Here is a 25,989-nt window from a genome sequence, read left to right as displayed (position 1 = left end):
TTTTAATAATATTTTATCAAACAGTGTAAATATTTACAACTATGTTATCTGCATGTTTGATTTTAACAAGGAAATTATATTTGTTCTTCAAAACTCTTCATTACAAATTTATCTCCAAGACTTACTAAAAACACACCAAAAATTATAATTACACAGCCAATCACTTGATTAAGATTTACAGATTCTTTTAAAAGAACATAGGCTGAAGCTAGACTTACTATTGGCTGAAGATTTATGTAAGTTGATAATATTGTTGCCCCAAGATGTTCTAAACAGTATATATATAGGATATAACAAATACAAGAACAAAAAATAGCTAAGAATATAATATTTAAGGAAACCTTTAAAGAAGGCAATTCTACTTTTGCAAAAAGTAGTGATGGAAACAAAAATAAACATCCAAACAACCCTTGATAGGTGGTTATAGTTATACTTTTATAGTTTCCTTTAAATTTACTAGTAACTATATTATATATTACCCAGCAAAGTGCGGAGGCTAAAGCCATTAAGTCTCCAATAGTTCCTTTTGAAAATAAACTCACCTTCTCCTTAGAAGAAATTATGATTATAATGCCAATTGCACTTAAAGCTGCACCGGATATTTTCCAGATAGTAAGTGGTTCTTTAAATATAAGCCTTTGAGATATTAATGTAAACAAAGGAATAGAAGAAACTAGAATAGCTACATTTGAAGCAGTGGTATAATATATTGAATAATTTTCTAAAAAAAAGTAAAGAGCTACTCCAAAAAGTCCACCCAATACCATCCTGAATCTATCTTCTTTTAATATCTTTTCTTCTGGATATTTTAACTTTAAAAAACTAAATAATATAATTGAAGAAATAAAAAACCTATAAAAGGCAGACAGTACTGGATTTATTTCTAACACAACTACCTTTATACTTAAATATGAAACGCCCCAAATTAGCATTATTACAAGAGCCATTCCATGTGCTAACTTTTTATCTTTCATTTCATGTCCCCCAATCAAAATTGCAATTAAGATTATTATACAATATATTCCTTATTCTTTGCACTTTTAGTTTCTAAAATAATTGATATAATAAAGCTATACATTATAGAAAGCAGGTATAGTTCATGACTAAAAGAAGAATATTTATTACCGTTTCTGGTATCGTTCAGGGTGTGGGCTTTAGGCCATTTGTTTATAACTTAGCTTTATCCTTGTCTTTAAATGGATGGGTAAACAATAACTCTGAAGGAGTATATATAGATTTAGAAGGTACAGACAAAGACATAAATGAATTTTTGTATAAATTAGAAAACACTCCCCCTCCTCTATCAAGGATTGAGAAAATAGTAACTGAATATATGGAATTAAAGAATTATGAAGGCTTTATAATAAAAGAAAGCAGTACCGAAGATGATAAAATAACTCTCATATCTCCTGATATAGCCATGTGTGAAGATTGTAAAAATGACATACTAGATATGAATAATAGAAGATATGGCTATCCTTTTACTAACTGTACCAATTGCGGACCTAGGTTCTCAATAATTAAATCTATTCCTTATGATAGAGATAAAACCACTATGAAGAAGTTCCCAATGTGTGAACCTTGCATAGCTGAATATAAAGATCCCTTAAATAGAAGATTTCATGCACAGCCAAATGCCTGTGAGGATTGCGGACCTTCAATCTATGTTACTGACAATTTTGGTAATCAAATTAATGCTCTATATGTTACAGCAAATTATAACAAAGAAAGCCTAAACATAATAAAATGGACTGTTCAAAAATTAAAGGAAGGTAAAATTTTCGCAGTTAAGGGTTTAACCGGCTTTCATCTATGCTGCGATGCAACTAATAGAGATGCTGTTAAGCTTTTAAGAGAAAGAAAGAAAAGGCCATATAAGCCTTTAGCGGTTATGATAAAGGATTTAGCTGCAGTAAAAAAATATTGCATGGTTAGTAAAAAGGAAGAAGAATTATTAAACGGAATTAGAAAACCAATAGTATTATTAAGGCAAAATAAAGATTACAATCTTCCTGGGTCTATAGCCCCCAATCAAAAGACCTTAGGAGTTATGCTTCCATATACTCCATTGCATCAGCTTATATTTAATGAAGACATTGAGGTTCTTGTCATGACAAGCGCAAATTATTTCGGCTTGCCCCTTGAATATGAAAATGAAAAGGCAGCTAGGCATTTGTCTTCTATTGTAGATTACTTTCTTATGCATAACAGAGATGTTCATATACCAGTTGATGACTCTGTTACTAAAGTATTTAATGAAGATGAGATATTGATAAGACGAGCTAGGGGCTACGCGCCTGATCCAATAAAGTATGAAACTGCTTCTAAAATATTGGCCTGCGGTCCAAACATGAAAAACACCTTTGCAATTTCTAAAGAGAACTTTATCTTTCTAAGCCAGCATAATGGAGACTTAGAAAATCTTGAAACTATTATGCATTACAAAAGAAATGTTGAACACTTTAAAAATATTTTTTCTTTTGAGCCAGAGTTTATCGCCTATGATATGCACCCTAATTATAATTCCACTGAATATGCTCTTAAGTATGATGCTCCTAAAATCCCTGTCCAGCATCATCATGCCCATATAGCAAGCTGTATGGTTGAAAGCAATATAACAAATAGGGTTATTGGAGTTTCTTTTGATGGAACTGGTTATGGTACTGACGATAAAATTTGGGGTGGTGAGTTTTTAGTTTGTGACTTACTAAGCTTTCATAGAATTGCCCATTTAGATTATATTAAAATTCCTGGTGGTGAAATTTCTATAAAGGAACCCTGGAGAATGGCTGTTTCATACATTCAAAAGCTTTATAAATCAGGTATAAAAATTCTTAATCTGAGCTTAAATGAAGTTATAACAAGGCTTTATGGAGAAAAGGCTCTAACAATTTCAAAAATAATAGAACATAATATAAATTGTCCTGAAACTTCTAGTATGGGCAGGCTTTTTGATGCTGTTTCTAGTATAATAGGAATAAGAGATAAAATCACCTATGAAGGGCAAGCTTCCATAGAATTAGAGGCTTCAATTAAAGATACAAAATCAGAGAGTTATCACTATTCTATAGTAAAGGAAGAAAATAATTATATTATAAATCCTTATAAACTTATAGAAGAAATATTAATTGACAGATTTTCAGGAACAGAAAAACATATATTAAGCCTAAAATTCCACAATAGCATAATAAACCTAACCGCTGAAATATGCGCAATAATAAGAGATGATACCTCCTTAAATGAAGTCGTATTAAGCGGAGGGGTATTTCAAAATTCATTTATTCTGAAGAATTTATATGAAAAATTAAAGTCCCTAGGTTTTAAGGTATACTATCCTAAGGCCTTTCCCACAAACGATGGCGGAATTGCTCTTGGGCAAATAGCAATAGCTAATGAAAGGATAAAAAAAGAATATAAGGGACGTAATAATTAATAATTGTTACGCACTGAATACAAGGAGGATAAAATGGAATTTATTGATTTAAGAAGTGATACTGTAACTGTACCAACTAAAGAAATGAGAGAGGCAATGTACAATGCGGTTGTTGGTGACGATGTTTACGAAGATGATCCAACTGTAAAGGAACTAGAAGAATATGCAGCAAAGCTTGTTAATAAAGAAGCTGCTCTTTTTGTGCCAAGTGGTACCTTTGGAAATCAGCTGGCTTTACTTACCCACTGCCGCAGAGGCGACGAAGTAATACTAGGTGATGATTGTCACATTGTTGTTCATGAAGTAGGTGCTTCTTCAGTAATAGCTGGTGTCCAGTTAAGAACTTTAAAAAGCTGTAATGGAGTGCTAGATCCAAATGAAATAGCCACCAGAATCCGTACAGCTGATATTCACTTTCCAAAAACAGGACTTATTTGCCTTGAGAATGCTCATTCTAACGGAAGAGTAATTCCAATAGCTAACATGGAAAGCATATATAAAATTGCTAAGGAGTCTGATATTCCTGTTCATCTAGATGGTGCCAGACTTTTTAATGCAGCTTCATATTTAAATGTTGAGGCAGAGGAAATAACAGCGAACTGTGATTCAGTGATGTTTTGCCTGTCTAAGGGATTATGCGCCCCAATCGGGTCAATTCTTGCAGGCAGCAGAGAATTTATTGCCAGTGCTAGAAAAGGAAGAAAACTTATGGGCGGAGGACTAAGACAGGTAGGCTTTCTCGCAGCTGCAGGTCTCGTTGCACTTAAGTCAATGACGAAAAGATTAAATGAGGATCATGAAAATGCCTTGTTTTTAGGAATGGAATTAGAAAAATTACCTAGAATTAAAGTTAATTTAAAAGATATACATATAAATATGGTATATTTCAAAGTTAGTGAGGCTAACTTTAATAAAGATACTTTTGTTAATTATATGTACGAAAGAGGTATAAAAATAAATTCTGAAGAGAATGGTGAATTTAGATTTGTAACAAATTACTGGATTGACAAAGAAGATATAAATTACGTTGTAAAAGTTATGAAGAAACTTATGAATTTATAATAATGAGAAGGCTAAAGTATAGACACCCTTACCAAAGTAGACAAGCTTTTACTTAAGGTAAGAAATTTCCTACTCTTTAGCCAATTTTTATATATATTTTTATCTGCCTGACTAATCCCGAATTCACATTAAATAATAAAATATTACAAATATTTTTCAATAAGTTCATTTAGTAAATCAATATATTTTTTTTGAAAAGATTTCTCCGAGGCTAAATTTTCAATTTCTGCACATTTGTCTTCTATATCTTCCATAGCAGTTTTATTTAGTGCCCTTTCTGCAAATTTATAAATTGTTGTATCCTCTTTTTCAATATGCCTAGTAAGTAAGTCTGCATATGAAATAGAATTTGCAATAATGTCTACCCTTGCATCCATATCACCGCTTGAAAATTTCTCTAAAGCAGCTTCAAGATTGGCCATATATAATCTCCCTAAATCATGTTCAACCAGCATTCCAGCTATTGGGCCCCTTGCTATTCTTTCTCCAAGTTCTTCTCCCATCTTTTTAAATAGGATATTTTCTTCCTTGGCATGATGATGCTTATCAGTATAAGTTCTTACAAAATCTATAACTTTATAAAAGTCCGAATAGTCAACCTTGTCATTATTTAAAACCTTAATGCTCATTCCTCTCATTACCTTTAACATAGCTTTAACATTTTTATGTTCAATTACCATAGTATCAATAGCACTCATGAAATTACCTCCTTTTAAATAAAAACCTATTTTGATCTATTTACTTATTTTATTTTTAAATATTATTCTACTATATATTCAAAAACTTTAAAAGATAAATTAAAACTTGATTTTATAAGTTATTAATATTGCATATATAAAAATAATATAATACAATAAAGCAGTAAATTATTTTAAATGATCTGAATTTACTTTATAAATATATTACTTCGAGAGGAGAAAAGCTATGAGAAATTGTATTGTTGCACAGTCAGGTGGCCCTACTGCCGTTATTAATTCTTCTTTTATTGGCGTATTAGATCAATGTTTAGATGATAAGAGCTTTAATACAGTCTATGCTGGATTAAATGGTATTGAAGGAATATTAAAAGAAAGATTAGTAAATTTATCTTCAGTTCCTTATGAGGAACTAAAAGGATTAAAATATACTCCTTCTTCAGCCTTAGGGTCTTGTAGATATAAAATGAAGGATTACATAACTGATGACAGTGAATATAAAGAATTATTCAAAATATTTAAGAAATATAACATTGAAGCCTTCTTTTATATTGGCGGAAATGATTCAATGGATACAGTAAGAGCCTTATCAGAATATACAAAGCTAAATAATATACAAGTACAAATTATTGGAATCCCTAAAACTATTGATAATGATTTAATGGAGACTGACCATACTCCTGGGTTTGGCAGTGCAAGTAAGTTTATTGCAACTACAATTTTAGAGAGCTACCTTGATTCCTCAGTTTATATTAATAATGGTATATTTATTGTAGAAACTATGGGTAGAGATGCGGGGTGGCTAACTGCCAGTGCTGCATTAGCTAAAATCAATGGTAAACAGGTTTGCGATTTTATCTATTTGCCTGAAGTAGCGTTTAACAAAGAAAAATTTATAGAAGATGTAAATAAGAGATTCAAGGCACAAAATCAAGTTTTCATAGTAGCTTCTGAAGGCTTAAGGGATGAGAATAACGAATTTATTGCCAAAAGTACTTCTGGCGTAACACACGATAAATTCGGACATGCACAGCTTGGTGGAGTCTGCACAAGCCTTAAGAGTATTATAATTGAAAGTAAAATAACAACCCGTGTAAAAACACTAGAGCTTGGAGTAACTCAACGCTGCGCTATGCATTGCATTTCTAAGACTGATTTAGAAGAAGCTTATGAACTAGGAAGAAAGGCAGTTGAGTATGCAGGCAATGGTTCAACTGGATTTGTTGTTGGAATAAAAAGACTTCAAAATAATCCTTATAAATATGAAACTATATTAATGAATCCTATAAAAGTAGCTAATCACATAAAAAATTTCCCTAAAACTTGGATTACTAAGGAAAATAATTTTGTTACAGATGCTGCAGTAGATTATATAAGCCCGCTAATTCAAGGAACTCCAGAGCTTCCAACTGAAAATGGCTTGCCTAAGTATGCAATATTAAAGAGATAGTTTAAAATAACTAAAGCTAGCTGCAATATATAAAATCTATTATATATTATAGCTAGCTTTTCTTAATTATTCTTCAAAACTGTCTTCATTTAATAAATGTTTTAATGCCGGCTTTACTTCTTCCCATTGAAAGCCCTTCCTTATAAGGAAATCAGCCAGTTTTTTATAAAGTTTTCTGCTATCCTGTTCATTTTTCTGTAGAGTTTTATATTTCTTTTCAGCTAAGGTCATTATTGTATCATTTTGATCCTCAGTATTTAATTCTTGCAATTCATTGTTTATTATTTCTTCAGAAATTCCTTTTTTAATAAGTGTAAACTTTATTTTGTTTTTCCCTTGAGTTTTAATTTTATCTTTTATATACATCTTTGTAAAAGTTGAATCGTTTAAGAAACTATAGTTTTTAAGAAATTCTATAGTTTTCTCTATAGTTTGATCATCATAACCTTTTTCAAAGAGTTTATCAAATAATTCCTTTTCTGATTTATAAGTTCTTTCTATTATCCTAAGTGCACTATTCTTACATTTTATATAATTATCTTCAGCTGCGATTGTATTCAAGGCATCTCTTTCAATTTGCTGCCCATTACTTAATTTATGAGTATATACTAATTCTTTACTGCAGGAGAAGGCATATTCATAATTAATATAAATATTTACTCTATCTTCATTTTTCTTTTGAATTTCAATTTTTGTTATTTTTTCTATCATGATAACTCCTAAAATATATTATATTTCAGATTTTAAAATATGAATTGTAGGGCTGTTAAAAACCTTATTAGCTACTTTGTATAAATCAATACTTTTAATTTGCTCTAAATTTTCCATATCCTCGAGAAATTCATAAATACTCTCATTATCCATACTTTGATGAAGTACATAATTCCCTAAATCAGTACAGTCTTCCATTGTAGCAGCTACAGCTGTTTTTAGCACCTTTTTCATAAGTATAACTGTATTTTCATTAAAATTTGCTTCTCCAGTTTTTATTTTTTTAATTGAAGCATCAATAGAGTTAATGGCTTCATCAATCTTATCTTCTGAAACTGCTGTGTAAATATATAAGGTTTTAACATTATTTGTAATATCCATCTGAGAATATACATCATAGGCTAAACCTTTTTCTTCTCTTAATTCCCTAAATAAAATTGAATTAGCACTTTCTCCAAATTTATGATTTAAAATTTTAAGAGCAAGCTCCTCTTGTTTACTTAAGCCGTGAAAGGTAAAAACATATACAATGGTACTTTGCTCGATATCTTTCTTTAAGCTAACTACCTTTTTTTCAATATTATTTTCTAAACTAACATTGTCTTCTTTTAGCTCTCTTTTTTGCCAAGAAAAAAAGTAGGTTTTAACAAGGTTATATATCACCTCATGATCATAGGGAGAAACTATAGTAATGAATGCATTATTAGGACAGTAGTATTTATTATAATAATCTACAATTTGCTCCTTTTTAAACCTTTTTACTGTTTTTTCTTCACCTAAGGTATCATATCTTAAAGGACTATTAGTAAATGCAACTTCATTAGCCCTTTTAAAGCTAAAATCTTCAATATCATCTTTACTTGTTCTGATTTCTGCAAGTATAACTCCTCTTTCTCTTTCTATTTCTTTTTCAGGAAAGATAGAATATTGTATCATATCAGACAATATATTTATTGAGGGTTCTAATTCTTCTGCAAGGGCCGTAATACTATATACCGTACAAGAATAGTCAGTGTAGGCATTGTACTCTCCACCCCTATGTTCTAAATAATCATTTAGCTCTTCGTTATTAAAATTGTTAGTTCCTTTGAAAAGCATGTGTTCAATAAAATGGGAGATACCTCTATCGTTAGAATTTTCATTTATTGATCCAACCTTTATGCCAATATGTATAGAGGAAAGCTGGCTATCTTTTTTTATAGAAATTAAATGTAGACCATTTTCTAATATGTGAATTTTTGCATCAAAAATGTTTTTATTCATGTAAACTCCTTTAAAAATAATACTTAAGACAAAATCTCATACTTACTAATTATAATACATTTTCCTTAAAAGTGATATATGTTCTAATTTTATTGACTTAAGAATAAATACAAGCTAAAATAGACAAGTACTTTAAATATCTAAGGTACAGGCAGTTCGTAACCATCCTGCCTTAACAAAACTAGGAGGAACAAAAAATATGAAAAGTAAAACTCAAAAAATTGTAATTGCAGCACTTATAGCAGCAATTTACGCCGCATTAACCATGTCTTTAGCCTTTATGAGCTATGGTGAAATCCAATTTAGGGTTGCAGAAGCCCTTACAATTTTACCTTTTTTCTCATCCCTATCAATTCCAGGACTATTTATTGGCTGTGTTATAGCAAATCTTTTAAGTTCAATAGGACCTTTGGATATAGTAGTTGGTTCTTTTGCTACATTAATTGCAGCTATTATTACCTATTACATAGGAAAGAGTAATATGAAATTTAAAAAGTATATTGCTCCACTGCCTGCTGTACTTGTTAATGCAGTGGTTATAGGGCTACTATTAACTTACACAGCAAACATTCCATTTATTTTAGCAGCACTGCAAGTTGGTTTTGGTGAACTTGTATGCACCTACGTGCTTGGATTACCTCTATTACTATTTATAGATAAAAACACAAAAATAAAGCAGTACTTTCAGTAAATTAGTACTTTATTTTAAGTTAAAAATTATTTCAATTTAATATTATGTGTAATATTAACAGCATAAATATTAATATATGTATATTGTATTCTCAAGCAATGTATATGGAGGTATGAATGTCAAGATTTATAAAAATACTTGCCGTATTAATATTAATACTTTTAGTTGAAATATTTTTTATATACAGAGGTTACCTAAAAAACAAGAATAGTAAAATACCAACTATTGAAGAAATCAATCCACACAAATATTCAGCTCAAATTTCAATAAATTATTAATTCTAAGACACTGAATCTGGTTATTTTATGTAACCAGATTTTTGTTTTACTTATTGTTCTATTAAAATAATTACTGTATAATTTTTATTGTGATTTAAATATAAAATACAAAAGGAGTTTTAGTTTTGCTAAATAATACTACTAAATTAAATACAAATAAAATCAACAGAAAAGGCATTTTAAAAGAAAACCTCCAATTACTTGCAAAAGATACTTTATTTTTTGTAACTCTCTTATGCCTTTATTTAAAATCAATACTTTTTATTTTGCTTATAAATAGCGATAAAGCCACATCCTTTAAAGTAGGTTGGGCATTTTATGGAAGTCCCCATCTATTAGTTTATTTATGTTTTATTATTATTTTCTTGTCCTTTTCTTTTTTATTTAAAAATAGAGGCAAGCTTCTGTATTTTATAGTTATAGATCTATTATTTACCTTTCTATTATTATGTGATTTATGGTATTTTAGAGGTTTTAATAGTTTCATAACCCTGCACAATTTAAGTCAAACTGGAAATTTAAACAATTTATCTAGTGATGTATTCTCAATGATGAGGACAATAGACTTGGTTTTTGTAATTGACTTTATAATTTTAATTCCGTTAACTATATTTTACAAAAGCCAATATAAGAATCAAAAGAGATTACCTATATTTTTTTTATTGAGCCTATTGATATCTATAGGATATATATGGTTTGACCATTACAAAATAGATATAGTTGAAAAAGGACAAAAGACCATACTTTTTAGGACTTGCTGGACACCTACTCAAACAATAGCTAATTTATCTCCTCTAGGTTATCATATTTATGATGCCTATAACTATTATGAAGATAATAAGACTTTTAAGCTTTCGGGTACTGAGAAAAATCAAATAGAAACTTGGTTCATGAATAATAAGGAATCCCTTCCAGACAATGAATATAAGGGAATGTTTAAAGGTAAAAATTTAATTCTAATTCAGGTTGAATCCTTAGAGAATTTCGTTATAGGGCAAAAAATTAACAATCAAGAAATAACTCCTAATATAAATAAATTATTAAAAAACAGTTTTTATTTTGATAACTATTATGAACAAGTATACAACGGAACAACCTCAGATGCAGAGTTAATGACCAATACATCAGTTTATCCTGTAAGACGCGGTAGTACTTTCTTCCGTTACCCTAATAATAGTTACAATTCTCTGCCTAAGCTAATGCAAGGTATTGGTTATTCAACTATAGCACTACATCCTGATAAAGGTTCCTATTGGAATTGGATGCCTGCTCTTACTTCCATTGGTTTTCAAAAGGCAGTGGATGAAACCTCTTATAAACTAGATGAAACAATTGGACTTGGTTTAAGTGATGGTTCTTTTCTTCGTCAGGCAGAACCAATAATCGCAAAGCAAAAACAGCCCTTTTACAGTTTTATGATAACATTATCAAGTCATGGACCTTTTGATATTCCAGCACAATATAGAGAATTAAAACTAGACAGTAAGCTCGATGAAACAAAATTAGGCGGTTACTTTCAAAGTATTCATTATACTGATAAACACATTGGAATTTTTCTAGACAAGCTTCAAAAGGATGGTGTCTTAGATAATTCAGTAGTAGTGGTATATGGTGACCATACTGGAATACACAAATATTACGATGATGAGGTTTCAAAAATTCAGCCTCAAGAAAGCTGGTGGCAGAATAATAATATGAGAGTACCTCTTATTATATACACTAAAGGTATGGAATGTAAGAAATTCAGTAATATTGGCGGACAAGTTGACCTTCTTCCTAGCCTCGCTTATTTAATGGGTGCCGATACCAAATCTCTTGAAAGAACGGCTATAGGTAAGAATTTATTTAATACCAATAAGAGTTTTGCAGTTCTGTCAAATGGAGAATATATAGGTAACAGTTCTAGTGAAAAAGAAAAAACCTCAGAAATTGAAGGTATAACTATTTCTGATACAATAATAAGAAGTAATTATTTTAAAGATAACGCAAAATAACTTAAAGGGATGAGTTAAAAGTTTTTAACTCATCCCTTTTTTTTCATATCACATATATAATATTTCTGCAAAGCTATAAAAATCAATGATAAATAGAAACTTCTTTTAATTAAGCTTTTTCAGAATTTGGTTTTCTATTAAATATTATAACTAAAATTGTTATAAATAAAAGGCTTAATATTCCACTAACTACAAAGGCTGAGGAAGCTCCAAGCTTATCTGCAGCTGTGCCTGAAAACAAATTACCTATAGGAGTTGAACCTGCAAAAACTAAGGCATATACGCTCATCACCCTTCCCCTGTATTCATCTTTAGCATTTATTTGGAGTGTAGAATTTGCTGTTGTGGAAAAGTAAATATTAAATACACCAGTTATAGCTAAAGAAAATGCAGCTATGTACTCCAGTTTACTTAATCCAGTGAGCATCAACATTATTGATACTATAATTGAGCTTAGCAGCAAAGTTGAATGTTTAGGACCCTTCCTACTTTTTAAAGATACTGTAACAGCACCAATAAGTGAACCTATTCCCAATGATGCCATTAAAAATCCATAGGTTCCTTCAGACTGATGAAGAACATTTTTTGTAAATACAGGAAGCAGTACATTATAATTAAAAGCAAAAACTCCCAATACAAATACAATTAAAACTGTTTTCATTAGCTTTGGAGTCTTATAAATGTATAATAACCCATCTTTAATTTCCTTTAATATTTTACTTTCCGAATTTGTTTTTCTTACATAAGGGGTTGGTTTTATTTTAATAAGTCCATAAATAACCGCTATGAAACTAAGGCCATTTAACAAGAAACACCATCCAGCACCTAGTAGAGACATGATCAATGCACCAATTGATGGTCCAAGAATCCTTGCTAAGTTAAAAACAGCAGAATTTAATGCAATTGCATTCATTAAATCTTCCTTTCCAACTACCTCAACTACAAAGGTTTGTCTTGTTGGTGTATCCAGTGTATTTGTAAATCCCAAAATAAGAGCTATTATAAGTATGTATGAATATTTTACTGTATGTGTAAATACTAAAATTGAAAGAGTTAAAGCAAGGAGCATAGAAATGCTTTGAGTTATTAATAATATCTTCTTCTTTGGAAATCTATCTACAACTACTCCTGCAAAAAGAGAAAATATGGTTATAGGCAGGAATTGAATAGTTCCAACAAGTCCAAGCAAAAATGGTGAACCTGTAATGGTAAAAACCAGCCAAGATTGACCTATACTCTGCATCCAGGTACCTATTAAGGAGATACATTGTCCAAACCAATAATATCTAAAGTTTTTATGGGTTAATGCATGGAAATTATTATTACCTAGTCTTTTAAATTTCGTCATTAAATTCATTCATATGCCATCCCCTCTTAAATTAATCCTTATTTTATAATATAATATATTAATTTTTGTCGCAACTTTATGTATATTTAAAATTGTTTTAAAAGTTTAATTTTATAATATATAGTTTAAATTAAAATAAGCCTTAATATACTTAGGAATTAAACACATACCATCATTTGCCCCCATTTCCACATATATTGCATAGAAATATAAGATTTCTTTTGTTACAATAATCACATACAAAACGCCGAATCTCCAAAAGGAGTACGGGGGATTTATCCTGGGGTGAATCTCATTTAATGAGTAGGGTACCTCTTACCCGAACCCGTCAACTAACCTCGGAGGCAAAAGGAGGCAATTATGCTAAAATCTAAAATAACAAAAAGTTTACTTTTTGCTCTATCAATCTCATTTCTATCTGGTAATTTGGTACATGCTGCCAGCTATAAAGTTGTATCTGGTGATTCTCTATATAAAATAGGAAATTTATTTAATACTAATAGTTCAGTGCTTATGCAGACTAATAAATTAGGTTCTTCTATGATTTATCCTGGACAAGTATTAAATGTACCTGCTGTGCAGTATACTGTAAAAAGCGGAGATACCTTATATTTAATAGCGAAAAAATTTGGTGTTTCTCTAACTGCTTTAAGAACTGCAAATAACTATTGGATTGATGCTATATATCCAAATCAGACTTTAATAATTCCGGGTACAAGCTCTTCACAAAGTTCATCTCCTTCAACTTCTGTAAGTCAGGCATCTGCAGGTGTAATTCCTTACACCGAAGCAGACTTAGATTTATTAGCTAGACTTATAAACGCTGAAGCTCAAGGTGAGCCATATGAAGCTAAGGTTGCTGTTGGTGCTGTTGTAATTAACAGAGTAAAAAGTGCTGATTGGCCAAATACTATTAAAGATGTAATCTATCAACAAATAAATGGTTACTATCAATTTACACCAGTTTTAAATGGATGGATTAATAATCCTGCTACAGCTGATAGTAGACAGGCTGCCTTAGATGCATTAAAAGGTACAGATCCTACTCATGGTGCACAGTTCTATTTTGATGATAGTACTACAAATACTTGGCTTTGGTCAAAGACTGTAGCATTAAGAGTTGATAAAATGGTTTTTTCATATTAATCTGACTATATTAGGAACTTCACAGTTAAAAATTTATATAAAAATAGCTACAATATATAAAATATGATGCATGAGCTCATCGCTTCGAAAGAAGTTCTAAGCTCTCAATAGCCACAAAACCAAGTGTTGAACTAAATTCATTTCATTCAGACATACAACACGAAGGCTTTGTGGCTATTCTTTCACTCAAATAAACGAATAGCCTAAGGCTTTGGAGTTTTTTTTAAACTTGGCACTGGGCATCTTAAAAGCACTCGCTGCCACTCATAAGTTGCCCGTTAAAAGCCATTTAGGCTTTTAACCTCATTCCACATATTTTATATATTTTTGCTAAATTCAATATAAGAAATCTGCGATGAATACTTATATTAATAAAAAAATTTTAGGAGTGATAATTGTTGAAATGGACTCATAAAACATCAATAGCTTTATTGTTTTTAACTGCAGTTACAATTCCTTCTTATAAAACAGGTGCTGTTACTGCCACTTCTATTTCTAGAAGTCAAGCAGAACAAAGAGCACTGAATATGATAAACCTCACATGGACTTATGACAAAAGTAAAAATAATTCTATAGGTTCTACCTATTCTTCTATGGTAACTCAGCCAGATCAGTTAAATGGAATTGCCGCAGATGAAGCAAGAGGAATTCCCTATAATTGGGGTGGTCATGATAGCTTAGATTCAAGTTCATACGGTGCTTCTTGGACAAATTTCTTAGATGCGGTTAATAAGGGAGCCAATACAGGTAATGTAAATACAACTGCAGGTTACGGTTTAATTCCAGGTACTTCAGGCATAGATTGTTCAGGTTTTGTTCAATCAGTTTTTAATATTGCAGGTGATAAACTTTCTACCTATTCCTTATTTGATAACTATTTTACAAAAATTTCTTTGAGTCAATTAAAGCATATGGATATTCTTGATAGACCAGGTGATCACGTATTGATTTTTGATAGATGGGGTACCCTAAATGGTATTAGTGGAGCATATACCTATGAGGCAACTTGGGATCAAGTGTTTGGAGGTATTCAAGGCACTAAAAGGTATTTTGTTACAATGGATGATATTAATAATGGTTATATTCCCGGAAGATATATAAATATTGTTGATGATTCCATTACTACATCTAGTTCCTTAGGTAAAATAGTCAATGTAAATTATGCGGCGAATTTCAGAACTAGTCCTTCTACATCCGGAAGTTTAGCAGGAACCATTCCAAAGGATGCAATTGTGAAAATTTTGAACTTTTCTAATGGCTGGTATCAAATAACCTATAATGGTCAGACAGGATTTATATATGGTAATTTAATTAATTCAAATTTAACCGGCAGATACGTTGCCATTAATAATGCTTACTTACTTAATATTAGGGCATCTGCTTCCGCTAGTAGTTCAATTTACGGAACCTTAGCACAAAATCAATTTGCAGAATTTTTGAACGCATCACAAGATGGTAATTGGATAAACATAAAATTAAATGGAATTCAAGGTTATGTTTACAGCGATTATGTAAAGTACGTAAATTAATTTAATAAAATCAACTAAAAAGTAAGAAGAGGAAAGTATGAGGAACATATTACCACTCTTCTTACTTTTTTATTTGAATATTTTATTTTCTAAAGTAAATAATAACTTTGTATTTTATAATAGTAAGGAGTTGATAAAATTAAAACCTTAAAATGTATCTTAATTTTTTCTTTTTCATTATATATTTTATCCTTCTTTCCTACATTAATCGAGGCTGAAACCCAGATAAAATCTAATGAATATAAGCCGAAATACAATATTCTAATTGATTTAGTAGATACAAAATTATATTTAATTGACACTCAAAAAAATTTAATTGTAAGCTCTTATACTATAGCTGGTGGAAAACCATCTACTCCATCTCCAATCGGTACATGGACTATTGTAAGCAAAGGAAAATGGAGTGCCGGTTTTGGTACTAGATGGATGGGACTTAATGTACCTTGGGGCAGATATGGCATACACGGCACTAATAAGCCTTTATCTATAGGCGGCTCAGTGTCACTTGGCTGCATAAGAATGCTTAATAAAGATGTAGAAAATTTATATGAAAGAGTTGGCTATGGAACCCCTGTAGTCATATATGGTGGTCCATATGACATGTTCATAAATAAATTTAGATATCTAGAGCCTGGTGATACTGGCGCCGACGTATATGAAGTCCAGAGAAGGCTTAAAGATAAAGGCTATTACTTAGGTGCATTAGACGGAAAATATGGGGAAGCTATGAAAGAAAAGGTTATTAAATTTAGAAAAGATAATAACTTAAGCACAAGTCATACAGTAGATTATGATTTTTATACAGCCATTGGCATTCTGCCCTTTGAATAAAAAAGTAGCATTCTAAATACCTTAACATATATGTAATAGTAGAATAATTTTTAGGTGATACACTGTGGCAATTTCAGAGGCATTTTTTAAAAACTTGTGCAACTTAAGAAGTACAGATTTTGATTTAAAATTTTTGTTTCTTGGAGAAGGTATTAGCAGAAAGGTTTATGCACTTGATAAAGATTATGTAATTAAGGTTGCAAAAGGAAATGAAGGGATATATCAGAACAAAGTAGAGCTTTACGTTTTCACTCATGTGAATCTAAAACTTAAAAAATATTTATCACCTATAGCTTGCTTTAAACCAAATATTTTGATTATGGAAAGAGCTGTGCCGTTAACTAATACTCTCAAGGATAAATATATTAATGTTTTTAATTTCTCTAAAGATAAAGCTTTCTTTAATGATTTATGTTTTCTAGCTGATAAACATTACCTGTTTTATGAAGATCTGATTTCCGTTAGCTCTTGGGGAATGTTGAAGGATAATAATGTATTAATTGATTATGGCTGTACTAGTCCCTTTGGGGATATGTTTTATGACCTTAAGTTTATCATGAATAGTTTTAAAAACAATTGAGATTGTATATAAGCATACAATCTCATTTATTTTTAATATCTAACTCTTGTATTACAAACTTATCAAAATCAATTTCTTCCATAAAATTATGATAAGTAAAGGTAGTTTTGTTCCTTTTGTTATATTCTTCCAAATTAGTGGGCAGCCAGTATGGTTTTTGAATATCGAATTTTTCACATAATTCAATGATGCACTCCTTTAATTTTTCTTGGTAATCCCCTTCTATATTTGAAGTTGCTACAGCATCCTTAATTATCTTATTATTTTTTATAATCTTGCCCCAAATCTTAATCAAAATATCTACTCCTCATCATAAAACTCTAGGTAACTATGTTTTTGTCCATCTTTTTTATAGCCGAGTATAGCATTTAAATTCACATTTTCTGCAGCTCTGAAGATTGATTTTTCCACATCTTTAAAGTCTTCCTTTAACTGTTTTATAAGAGCTTTTATTTCATAACGTTTATTTCCTATTTTTTTAGCTGCAACCATACAAGCACAATTAAGTGGCCAAATACCACTATTTTGAGTAAAACGTTCAATATACATTTCTTCAATATAATACATTGGTCTTATAAGCTCCATATGTTCAAAATTATCCGATTTTAACTTAGGAAGCATGGTACTAAAATTACCCGTATATAGTACATTTAATAGTGTTGTTTCTATTACATCGTTATAGTGATGTCCTAAAGCAACCTTATTACAACCTAACTCCTGTGCCTTTGTATACAATGCCCCTCTTCTCATTTTAGCACACATATAGCATGGATAATCCTTAGCAATCTTATCCACTATTTCAAAAATTCCTGAATTAAAAATCTTTATAGGAATGTTTAGATGCTTGCAGTTGTCAATTAAAAGCTCTTTAATATTTTCATGATATCCAGGGTCTGCTACAATAAATTCCAGCTGAAATTTAACCTTGCTATGCTTATAAAGCTCTTGAAAAAGCTTTGCCATTAAAAGGCTATCCTTTCCTCCTGAAATTGCAACAGCTATTTTGTCTCCCTCTTCTACCAAATTATATTCTTGAATGGCCTTTATAAACTTAGCCCAAATATGTTTTCTATATGTTGCAGTTATACTTCTTTCTATAACCTCTATTGGTTTTCTTTCATTAAAGGGAACTAAAATTTCACATCCCTCTCCAGCTACTCCACTCATTTAAACACCTCTCTTTTTCCAAATCATTATAGCATAATTTTTTAATGGCATCCATATGAGTTATTACTTATTTAACACATCTGGATGCCATTATATTATTATATTTTTAATAAAATATTATTTATAGAAACACTTACATCTTTTCTTGCATCTAATACCCACTGTTCATCAAATTCTAGATTAAAGGCACGTGAAAAGGAATAATATAAATTAACCCTTTGATATTGTAATTCCAAATCATAGAGTTCCTTTTTTAACAGTTCAGGTTTAGATATAATTTTTCTATTAGCAATAAAAATCTCATCTACATAACTTAAGAAAGAATTCATCATATCATTATTGGATACATCAAAAGGGATTTTTAGTATGGTCCATTGAGTTCTTTCATCAAGTTTATATTTTTTTACATTATCTAAAATTATTAAATATTCATTTATATCCATTTTCCTATAAAACCCAACTTTTTCTTTTCTAGTAACCCAAAGGGCCAGCTTTTCTTTAAGAGGTAAATTTCTTACTTTTAAAATTTCTTCACTTGGACCTAGCACAGCTCTACTAATGGGATAGTCCTCTACTTCAAGGCTCTCCTTTAAAAATTCTGAATTGCCACCCTGTGATGCAACATAGCCTGTTTCATAAATTCCCTTTCTCCCTGCTCTTCCGGCGATTTGTTTTACTTCTTGAGATTTTAAATATCTTACCTCATAGCCGTCGTATTTTTTTATATCCATGAAGATTATTCGTTTTATGGGTAAATTTACACCCATACCAATTGCATCAGTAGTTATTAATATAGCTGCTTCCTTATTTAAAAACTGCTCATATTGTTTTTTTCTAACCTCAGGTGGTAAATCTCCATAGATTAAACTCGCCTTTATTCCTATATCTGAGAAATAATAAGCTAATTCCAACACTCTTTTCTTTGAAAAAACAACAAGTGCATCTCCTATATCAATGTCTTTATATGAAAAAGACTTGCTTAAAACTTCAAGTGGTATTTCTCTTTTGTATTCAAGTATCTCTATATCATCCCCGCAGTCCTCTAGGATGTTAATCAAAAGCTTTTTAGTATTTATGGCTCCACATACATGTATTTCTTTGCACTTAAGGCCTAAAAGCGCCTTTGTCCATGCTTGCCCTCTTTGATCATCATCAATCATCTGAATTTCATCTACTATTCCTATGTCATATTCTTCTTCCACATTTAGTTTTTCAATAGTACATGCGATATGTCTAGCTTCTTCAACTATTATTTCTTCTTCTCCGGTAATTAGATTACACTTTATACCTTCACTATTAAGCCTTTCATAATTTTCAAGAGCCAATATTCTTAAGGGCGATAAGTATATTCCCTTATTCGCCTGCTTTAGTCTTTGAATTGCATTATAGGTTTTACCTGTATTTGTTTCACCTAGATGAAGGTAGAATTTTCTGCTCATTTTTCTAGCTTCAGGATACTCATTCTTAGGGTTTTCAGGAAATACCTTGTCAAATTCCCTGGAAGCTATATCAGGAATGTGCTCAGTTATTAAGGCACTCATTATACCTGATTTTAAGTAACTGTCATAATGTTCATAAACAATTTCATCAAAGTGAAAATCAGTTTTATTGCTTTTGTTAAAATCTTCAATTAGCTTTTTTGAAATAAATTCTAATATTTTTAAGTAACCTTCATATACATCTTTTAAGTCCTTTAGATTCTCATTCTCATATTCTCTAAGTTCTTTTAGTTTTTTTCTTACAGAAGCCTCATGTTCCCATAGGGAATTTGTTTTTGTATGCCTTACTATTTCATCAATTTGGCTTATTTGATTTTTCAACTTTCTAAAATTTCGCTCAATTACCCCTCTTTTCATCTATTTCCTCTCCCTTAGTCCTTTACTTAATTAGCTTCTCTTTTTAAATCAAAGTTCTTTATAATTACCCCTCTTATTTTATCAAAGCTTATGTCCTCAGGCAGCAGCTTCTTAATTGGGGTAAGTCTCTCAGAACCAACCTCATTAGCTGCCTTAAGTATCAGCATCTCTTCTTCTTCAGTAAACATTTCTTCAAAATCGATTGAAATGCCTTTAAGTTTTTCTTCTTCAGCGCATTTCTCAAGGTGAGATAAAATTGTAACTAAAGTTAGCTCTCTTTCTTTTGCTATATTCCTTATGCTTTTCCCTTCCTTAAGCATATTTAACGTTATATCATGGGTTTTTGTTTTTAATCCTTCAATGTTTTCTTTCAGAGGAAGTTTTTCTTTGGATTTACCTGTTTTAATATCTCTTTCAAAGGTCCATGTTACTGCTATATTGTTTTCAACTATATAATCATTTATATGATTGATGAATATTTCTCCATATCTTTCATACTTTACTTCACCGACCCCGGATATGTCTCTCATTTGTTCTTCAGCTGCAGGAAAGCGTCTACTCATTTCACTTAAGGTAGCATCAGAAAATATATAATAAGGAGGTACTCCTTCCTTAAGAGCAATTTCTCTACGTGCTGCTCTTAATTTTTCGAATAGACTGTTATCTGAAGATACTTTTTTAACTTTTGTCAATTCTTTTAATATTACCTTTTCCTGACCTCTAAGGATCTCCATGGATATAGTGTTTAATATTACTGTAGGAAATTCTCCTTCCTTTAAAGATATATATCCATGGGAAATAAGGGTATTAATAAAGCCAGCTACATATTCCTTTGAGTATTCCTTCATTATGCCATAGGTAGACAATTCATTAAATTTATATTGAAGAACTTTCTTTTGTGAGGATCCCCTAAGTACATCCACAATTACATTAACACCAAAATTTCTTTTCATTCTATATATACAAGATAGTACTTTTTGGGCATCAACGGTTTTATCAATCATTTCTCCATCACTTAAGCAGTTACTGCAGCTGCTGCATTCTGAGTAAGCTTCTTCTTCTTCAAAATAATTTAGAATATATTTTCTAAGGCAGCCATTATGATGTACAAAATCCACCATACCTTGAAGCTTTTTATACTCATTAGCCCTTCTTTCAGGTGACTCTATACTTGTTTCGATTAAATACTTTTGAGTCATAACATCTTGAGGTGCAAACATTAAAATACAATCACTTTTCTCACTATCTCTGCCTGCTCTTCCTATTTCCTGATAATAGGACTCTATATTTCTAGGAAGGTTATAATGAATAACATATCTAACATCAAGTTTATTAATGCCCATGCCAAAAGCATTAGTTGCAACCATTACATTAGTCCTATCATAAACAAAGTTTTCCTGATTATTTTTCCTATCCTCATCAGATAGTCCTGCATGATATTTACCTGCATTAATATTATTTTCAATTAACTTCTCATATATGTTATCTGCTTCTTTTCTAGTGGAAACATATATAATTCCTGAGCTATCAGAGTTTTCCTTTATATATTTTAATAAATAGCTGAACCTATTTGAAATTTTTATAACATTTATATTTAAGTTTGCCCTATCAAAGCCTGCAACAAATACATTTGGGCTATCTAATTCTAGAAGCTTAACTATATCCTCTCTAACTTCTTTTGTCGCAGTAGCTGTAAATGCTGTAATAAGTGGTCTAGTTTTAAAAATACATATAAACTTAGGAATATATCTATAGCTTGTTCTAAAATCATGCCCCCACTGAGATACGCAGTGAGCTTCATCTATGGCTATTTGAGATATATTCAAATCCTTCATAAGCTCACAAAAGTCAACTGACTCTAGTCTTTCAGGAGCTAAATACAAAATTTTTATTTCTTTATTTCTAAGTTTATCTAAAATTATATTTATTTTATTACTTGATAGTGAGCTATTTATATAAGCTGCACTTATTCCTAAATCTACAATATTATCCACTTGGTCTTTCATTAGGGAAATCAGAGGTGAAATAACTATTGTAATACCTTCAAAAAGCACAGCAGGCACTTGGTAACATATAGATTTACCACCACCAGTAGGCATTATTGCTAAAGTGTCTTTCCCTTTTAAAATACTCTCTACAACTGGTTTTTGAGACTCTCTAAAGTCCTTATAGCCATAATACTTTTGTAATGCTTCTATAGCTTTATTTACCATTAATTTCACTCCAGTTCTATGCATTAGCTATAATTATAGACAAACATATATAATTTATTGTTTACATCGTTTATTTAATATTATAAAACATTTCTATCTACAATTATAGACATAAATGTCTAGTTCAATAATCTTAAATACAAAAAAGCTATCTCATAATATGAGACAGCTTTTTAATATTAGAATTTTTCCCTCTCTTTATAGGTTGTATGCAAGAGCTCATGACTTAAGTAGCTATTAGGTTTCTCTAAGAATTCTTCATAGAGCGTTTTAATAAATGGATTTTCATGTGATTTTCTAAGGGGCAATTCTCGATCTTCCTCATAAATGGCTTTTGCTCTTAGAGTTTTAATATCTATTTGCTCCAGGGTTTTAGAACTAAGAATTGGCTGACCCCCACCTGTGACGCAGCCTCCAGGACATGCCATGACTTCAATAAAATCAACTTTTATTTCGCTGTTTTTTACCTTCTTTAATAATGCCCTTGCATTTTTAAGACCATGTGCCACAGCCGTCGTTACAATAGTGCCATTACCTAGCTCAATTTTTGCTATTTTGATACCTTCATTACCTCTTAAATCCTCAAATTCTATCTTATCTAAAGGCTTTCCACTTGTAATTTCATATACCGTTCTAAGAGCTGCTTCTGCAACACCTCCTGTAGCTCCAAATATCACTGCTGCTCCAGTTGATTCCCCAAGCGGACTATCAAATTCTTCATCATTTAATTTATAAAAATCTATTCCATCCTCTTTAATCATCTGTGCAAGCTCTCTTGTAGTAAGCACATAATCAACATCCTGCATATTATCTTTTGATAATTCTTCTCTTTGACCTTCAAATTTTTTAGCTGTGCAGGGCATTACTGAAACCACTACTACTTGTTTTGGATTTACACCAATCTTTGCTGCGTAATAACTTTTAATTAGAGCACCTTCCATTTCATGTGGAGATTTACAAGTTGATAAATTTTTAAGCATTTCCGGATAAAATTGTTCTACAAACTTCACCCAACCAGGGCAGCAGGAAGTCATTAACGGAAGGTTTTCTCTCTTCTCAAGTCTTTTTATTAATTCTGTGCCCTCTTCCATGATTGTAAGGTCAGCAGCAAAATCTGTATCAAAAACTTTATGAAACCCTAATTTTCTAAGGGCTGAAACCAACTTCCCTGTAACTCTTGTACCATAATCTAAGCCAAATTCTTCTCCTATAGCCACTCTCACAGCAGGAGCAGTTTGCACAATTACACATTTTTCATTATCTTCTAGTGCATTCCAAACCTTATCAATATCACTTTTTTCACTTAGAGCCCCAACTGGACAAGCTGTAATACACTGCCCGCAGTTTATACAAACTGTCTCACCAAAGGGTTTATCATATGCAGAAGTTACTTCAGTATAGAAGCCTCTATGGGAAAAACCAATAGCATTTACTGTTTGCAAATTGGCACAGGTACTTATACATCTCCCGCAAAGTATGCACTTTTCTGGATCTCTTACAATAGAGTGTGAGGATAAATCCATTGGCTTTTGAACTTTTTCTCCAATATAATTAATATTCTTCACATTTAATTCCCTTGCTGCCCTTTGAAGTTCACAATTTTCACTTCTTATGCAAGTTGTACATTCTCTTTTGTGATTTGAAAGCAAAAGTTCAACTACCAGCCTTCGTTCTTCTCTCACCATAGAAGTGCTAGTTTTTATATCCATATTGTCCTCCGCCTTTAAACTACAGGAGGCTTTAAGTTTGTTATTAAGTTCTACTATGCAGATTCTGCAGGAGGAGCAGTTATTAACATCTTTTAGGTAGCAAAGACTTGGTATATTAATTCCTATTTTTCTAGCAGCTTCTAGTACCGTAGTTCCCTTCGGAACTTCCACATAATTGTCATCTATCATAAACTTAACCATTTCCATTTTATCACCAACTTTTTTAAATCTTTTCAATTGCCTTAAATGGACATTTATTTATACAAGCACCGCACTTAATACATTTCATTTGATCTATATTGTAGGTATGTCTTATTTCACCACTTATTGCATTTACAGGGCATTGTCTTGCACAAAGGCTGCAGCCTCTGCATTTTTCAGAATTTATGTTGTATTCTATGAGTGCTGAGCAAACTCCAGCTGGGCATTTTTTATCTACTACATGTGCAAGTTATTCATCTTTAAAATATTTTAAAGTAGAAAGCACTGGATTTGGTGCAGTTTGACCAAGTCCGCATAAGGAAACCAACTTAATTTGCTTTGCTAAAGCTTCTAATTTATCTAAATCCTCAAGTGTTCCATTTCCAGAGGTTATTCTCTCTAAAATTTCAAGCATCCTTTTAGTGCCTATTCTGCATGGAGTACACTTTCCACAGGATTCATCTTTAATAAAATCTAAATAAAATCGTGCTACATCCACCATACAGTTATCTTCATCAAGTACAATCATTCCTCCTGAGCCCATCATTGAGCCTAAGGCTGTTAAGCTGTCATAATCAATTGGTGTGTCTAAATTCTCTGTTGTAATGCAGCCTCCAGAAGGCCCTCCGGTTTGAACCGCCTTAAAATGCTTTCCATTAGGTATTCCTCCACCAATGTCATAAATAACCTCTCTTAATGTAATACCCATTGGCACTTCTATTAAGCCTGCATTGGTTATCTTGCCTCCAAGAGCAAAAACCTTGGTTCCTTTACTATTTAATGTTCCTATACTTGAGAACCAATCATGTCCTTTAAGCAGTATTTTAGGTACGTTCGCTAAGGTTTCAACATTATTAATTACTGTTGGTTTTCTCCAAAGACCGCTTACTGCTGGAAATGGTGGTTTTGGGTTTGGCATTCCTCTTTTTCCTTCTATTGAATTCATTAAAGCTGTTTCCTCACCACATACAAAAGCACCAGCACCTAGCCTTATTTCTATGTTGAAATTAAAACCAGAGCCTAATATATTTTCACCCAATAATCCATAGTCCAAAGCCTGAATTATAGCTATATTCAGTCTTTCAACAGCAAGTGGATACTCAGCTCTGACATAAATAAAGCCATTATTAGCTCCTATTGCATAGCCTCCAATAATCATTGCTTCTATTACCGAATGAGGATCTCCTTCAAGTATAGAACGATCCATAAATGCCCCAGGATCTCCTTCATCTGCATTACAAATTATATATTTATCACTACTTTCTTGTTTTGAAGCAAATTTCCACTTTAAACCTGTTAAAAAACCACCACCGCCTCTTCCTCTTAAACCAGACTTTTTTAATGCATCTATAACCTCACTTGGGGTAAGCTTAAATAATGCTTTTTCCAAAGCCTTATAACCCTCAACTGCTAGATATTCATCTATATTTTCAGGATCTATTAAGCCACAATTTGCAAGTGCGATTCTATTTTGTTTTTTATAAAATGGGGCCTTATTTAAAGAACTTACTGCATAATTCTCTAGGGACTCGAAATGAGCAAGCCTTTTAACTACTTTGCCCATTACCAAATGTTCCTCCACCAGTTCTTTTATATCTTCAGAGGTTACTTTACTATAAAAGGTTCCCTCTGGATAGACTATAATAATTGGTCCTAATTCACAAAGTCCTAGACAGCCAGTTCTTATAACTTCTACTTCGTTTTCTATTCTATTTTTCTTAAGTTCAATCTTTATTTGATTGACAATATCCATTGAACCCTCTAAAGCGCAGCCAGATCCGCTGCAAACTAGTATTTGAGCCCTAAATAGATCCATTTAATTTCCTCCTTTA

20 protein-coding genes, 1 pseudogene and 1 riboswitch are annotated in these 25,989 nt (G+C 31.4%); of the genes and pseudogenes, 10 read left to right on the top strand and 11 right to left on the bottom strand.

The features are described from left to right. Nucleotides 1–74: 74 nt before the first annotated feature. The gene (locus ACJDUG_RS12615; protein ID WP_406770236.1) at nucleotides 75–974 is read right to left on the bottom strand and encodes a DMT family transporter; all 900 of its coding nucleotides are present in this window, start codon (nucleotides 972–974) and stop codon (nucleotides 75–77) included. Between the two features lie 125 nt (nucleotides 975–1,099). On the opposite strand from ACJDUG_RS12615, the gene hypF reads away from it, so the two are divergent. Both hypF and ltaE read left to right on the top strand, forming a co-directional pair. After that, on the top strand, nucleotides 1,100–3,433 hold the full coding sequence (hypF, locus tag ACJDUG_RS12610) for a carbamoyltransferase HypF (protein WP_406770235.1): 2,334 nt from the start codon (nucleotides 1,100–1,102) through the stop codon (nucleotides 3,431–3,433). A gap of 33 nt (nucleotides 3,434–3,466) precedes the next feature. Further along, the gene (ltaE, locus tag ACJDUG_RS12605; RefSeq protein WP_406770234.1) at nucleotides 3,467–4,495 is read left to right on the top strand and encodes a low-specificity L-threonine aldolase; all 1,029 of its coding nucleotides are present in this window, start codon (nucleotides 3,467–3,469) and stop codon (nucleotides 4,493–4,495) included. Between the two features lie 143 nt (nucleotides 4,496–4,638). On the opposite strand, the gene ACJDUG_RS12600 is transcribed toward ltaE, so the two are convergent. After that, entirely contained in the window at nucleotides 4,639–5,193 is a 555-nt protein-coding gene (locus ACJDUG_RS12600) for a hemerythrin domain-containing protein (protein ID WP_406770233.1), read from the bottom strand. 226 nt (nucleotides 5,194–5,419) lie between these two features. Between ACJDUG_RS12600 and ACJDUG_RS12595 the strand changes: the two genes are divergently transcribed. Continuing rightward, a complete protein-coding gene (locus ACJDUG_RS12595) occupies nucleotides 5,420–6,640 on the top strand; it encodes a 6-phosphofructokinase (protein ID WP_406770232.1) in 1,221 nt (406 codons plus the stop codon). A gap of 66 nt (nucleotides 6,641–6,706) precedes the next feature. Here the strand turns inward: ACJDUG_RS12595 and recX are convergent, their stop codons facing one another. Both recX and ACJDUG_RS12585 read right to left on the bottom strand, forming a co-directional pair. Next, complete coding sequence (recX, locus tag ACJDUG_RS12590; RefSeq protein ID WP_406770231.1) at nucleotides 6,707–7,351, bottom strand: recombination regulator RecX; 645 nt, start codon at nucleotides 7,349–7,351, stop codon at nucleotides 6,707–6,709. 18 nt (nucleotides 7,352–7,369) lie between these two features. Then, nucleotides 7,370–8,614, bottom strand: a complete 1,245-nt coding sequence (locus tag ACJDUG_RS12585) for a M16 family metallopeptidase (protein WP_406770230.1) — start codon at nucleotides 8,612–8,614, stop codon at nucleotides 7,370–7,372. Between the two features lie 199 nt (nucleotides 8,615–8,813). Between ACJDUG_RS12585 and ACJDUG_RS12580 the strand changes: the two genes are divergently transcribed. From ACJDUG_RS12580 to ACJDUG_RS12570, 3 genes are all read left to right on the top strand, one after another. Beyond that, a complete protein-coding gene (locus ACJDUG_RS12580; RefSeq protein WP_406770229.1) occupies nucleotides 8,814–9,305 on the top strand; it encodes a QueT transporter family protein in 492 nt (163 codons plus the stop codon). Nucleotides 9,306–9,421: 116 nt separating this feature from the next. Further along, nucleotides 9,422–9,583, top strand: coding sequence for a hypothetical protein (locus tag ACJDUG_RS12575; protein ID WP_406770228.1), 162 nt, complete (start codon nucleotides 9,422–9,424; stop codon nucleotides 9,581–9,583). 125 nt (nucleotides 9,584–9,708) lie between these two features. Next, nucleotides 9,709–11,577, top strand: a complete 1,869-nt coding sequence (locus ACJDUG_RS12570; RefSeq protein WP_406770227.1) for an LTA synthase family protein — start codon at nucleotides 9,709–9,711, stop codon at nucleotides 11,575–11,577. Nucleotides 11,578–11,686: 109 nt separating this feature from the next. Here ACJDUG_RS12570 and ACJDUG_RS12565 read toward each other — a convergent pair whose 3' ends face one another. Next, a complete protein-coding gene (locus ACJDUG_RS12565) occupies nucleotides 11,687–12,934 on the bottom strand; it encodes an MFS transporter (RefSeq protein WP_406770226.1) in 1,248 nt (415 codons plus the stop codon). A gap of 226 nt (nucleotides 12,935–13,160) precedes the next feature. Continuing rightward, nucleotides 13,161–13,286: riboswitch (cyclic di-AMP (ydaO/yuaA leader) on the top strand. Between ACJDUG_RS12565 and ACJDUG_RS12560 the strand changes: the two genes are divergently transcribed. The 4 genes from ACJDUG_RS12560 to ACJDUG_RS12545 all read left to right on the top strand — a co-directional run bounded on the left by ACJDUG_RS12560 (nucleotide 13,286) and on the right by ACJDUG_RS12545 (nucleotide 17,011). Continuing rightward, entirely contained in the window at nucleotides 13,286–14,071 is a 786-nt protein-coding gene (locus tag ACJDUG_RS12560) for a LysM peptidoglycan-binding domain-containing protein (protein ID WP_406770225.1), read from the top strand. Its footprint overlaps the riboswitch before it by 1 nt. 395 nt (nucleotides 14,072–14,466) lie before the next feature. Next, nucleotides 14,467–15,600, top strand: a complete 1,134-nt coding sequence (locus tag ACJDUG_RS12555; protein ID WP_406770224.1) for an SH3 domain-containing protein — start codon at nucleotides 14,467–14,469, stop codon at nucleotides 15,598–15,600. 138 nt (nucleotides 15,601–15,738) lie between these two features. Beyond that, complete coding sequence (locus ACJDUG_RS12550; RefSeq protein ID WP_406770283.1) at nucleotides 15,739–16,431, top strand: L,D-transpeptidase family protein; 693 nt, start codon at nucleotides 15,739–15,741, stop codon at nucleotides 16,429–16,431. 64 nt (nucleotides 16,432–16,495) lie between these two features. After that, nucleotides 16,496–17,011 (top strand): hypothetical protein, encoded by a 516-nt coding sequence (locus tag ACJDUG_RS12545; RefSeq protein WP_406770223.1) that lies wholly within the window; start codon nucleotides 16,496–16,498, stop codon nucleotides 17,009–17,011. A 22-nt stretch (nucleotides 17,012–17,033) separates the two neighbouring features. Here the strand turns inward: ACJDUG_RS12545 and ACJDUG_RS12540 are convergent, their stop codons facing one another. The 6 genes and pseudogenes from ACJDUG_RS12540 to nuoF form a co-directional block, all read right to left on the bottom strand. Further along, the gene (locus ACJDUG_RS12540) at nucleotides 17,034–17,306 is read right to left on the bottom strand and encodes a hypothetical protein (protein ID WP_406770222.1); all 273 of its coding nucleotides are present in this window, start codon (nucleotides 17,304–17,306) and stop codon (nucleotides 17,034–17,036) included. Nucleotides 17,307–17,311: 5 nt separating this feature from the next. Next, the gene (locus tag ACJDUG_RS12535) at nucleotides 17,312–18,178 is read right to left on the bottom strand and encodes a tRNA 2-thiocytidine biosynthesis TtcA family protein (RefSeq protein WP_406770221.1); all 867 of its coding nucleotides are present in this window, start codon (nucleotides 18,176–18,178) and stop codon (nucleotides 17,312–17,314) included. A gap of 98 nt (nucleotides 18,179–18,276) precedes the next feature. Beyond that, complete coding sequence (locus ACJDUG_RS12530) at nucleotides 18,277–20,034, bottom strand: helicase-related protein (protein WP_406770220.1); 1,758 nt, start codon at nucleotides 20,032–20,034, stop codon at nucleotides 18,277–18,279. 26 nt (nucleotides 20,035–20,060) lie between these two features. Next, the gene (recQ, locus tag ACJDUG_RS12525) at nucleotides 20,061–22,247 is read right to left on the bottom strand and encodes a DNA helicase RecQ (RefSeq protein WP_406770219.1); all 2,187 of its coding nucleotides are present in this window, start codon (nucleotides 22,245–22,247) and stop codon (nucleotides 20,061–20,063) included. 179 nt (nucleotides 22,248–22,426) lie between these two features. Continuing rightward, nucleotides 22,427–24,193 (bottom strand): NADH-dependent [FeFe] hydrogenase, group A6, encoded by a 1,767-nt coding sequence (locus ACJDUG_RS12520; protein WP_479723036.1) that lies wholly within the window; start codon nucleotides 24,191–24,193, stop codon nucleotides 22,427–22,429. Then, nucleotides 24,180–25,973 (bottom strand): annotated as a pseudogene (gene nuoF, locus ACJDUG_RS12515) (NADH-quinone oxidoreductase subunit NuoF). The gene ACJDUG_RS12520 and the pseudogene nuoF overlap by 14 nt, the downstream one beginning before the upstream one ends. Nucleotides 25,974–25,989 lie beyond the last annotated feature (16 nt).

The sequence above is a fragment of the Candidatus Clostridium stratigraminis genome (assembly GCF_045310675.1).
GTDB lineage: Bacteria > Bacillota > Clostridia > Clostridiales > Clostridiaceae > Clostridium_AT > Clostridium_AT stratigraminis.
Note: the sequence above shows the minus strand (reverse complement) of the source record. Positions and strands in the feature narration are given on the sequence as shown.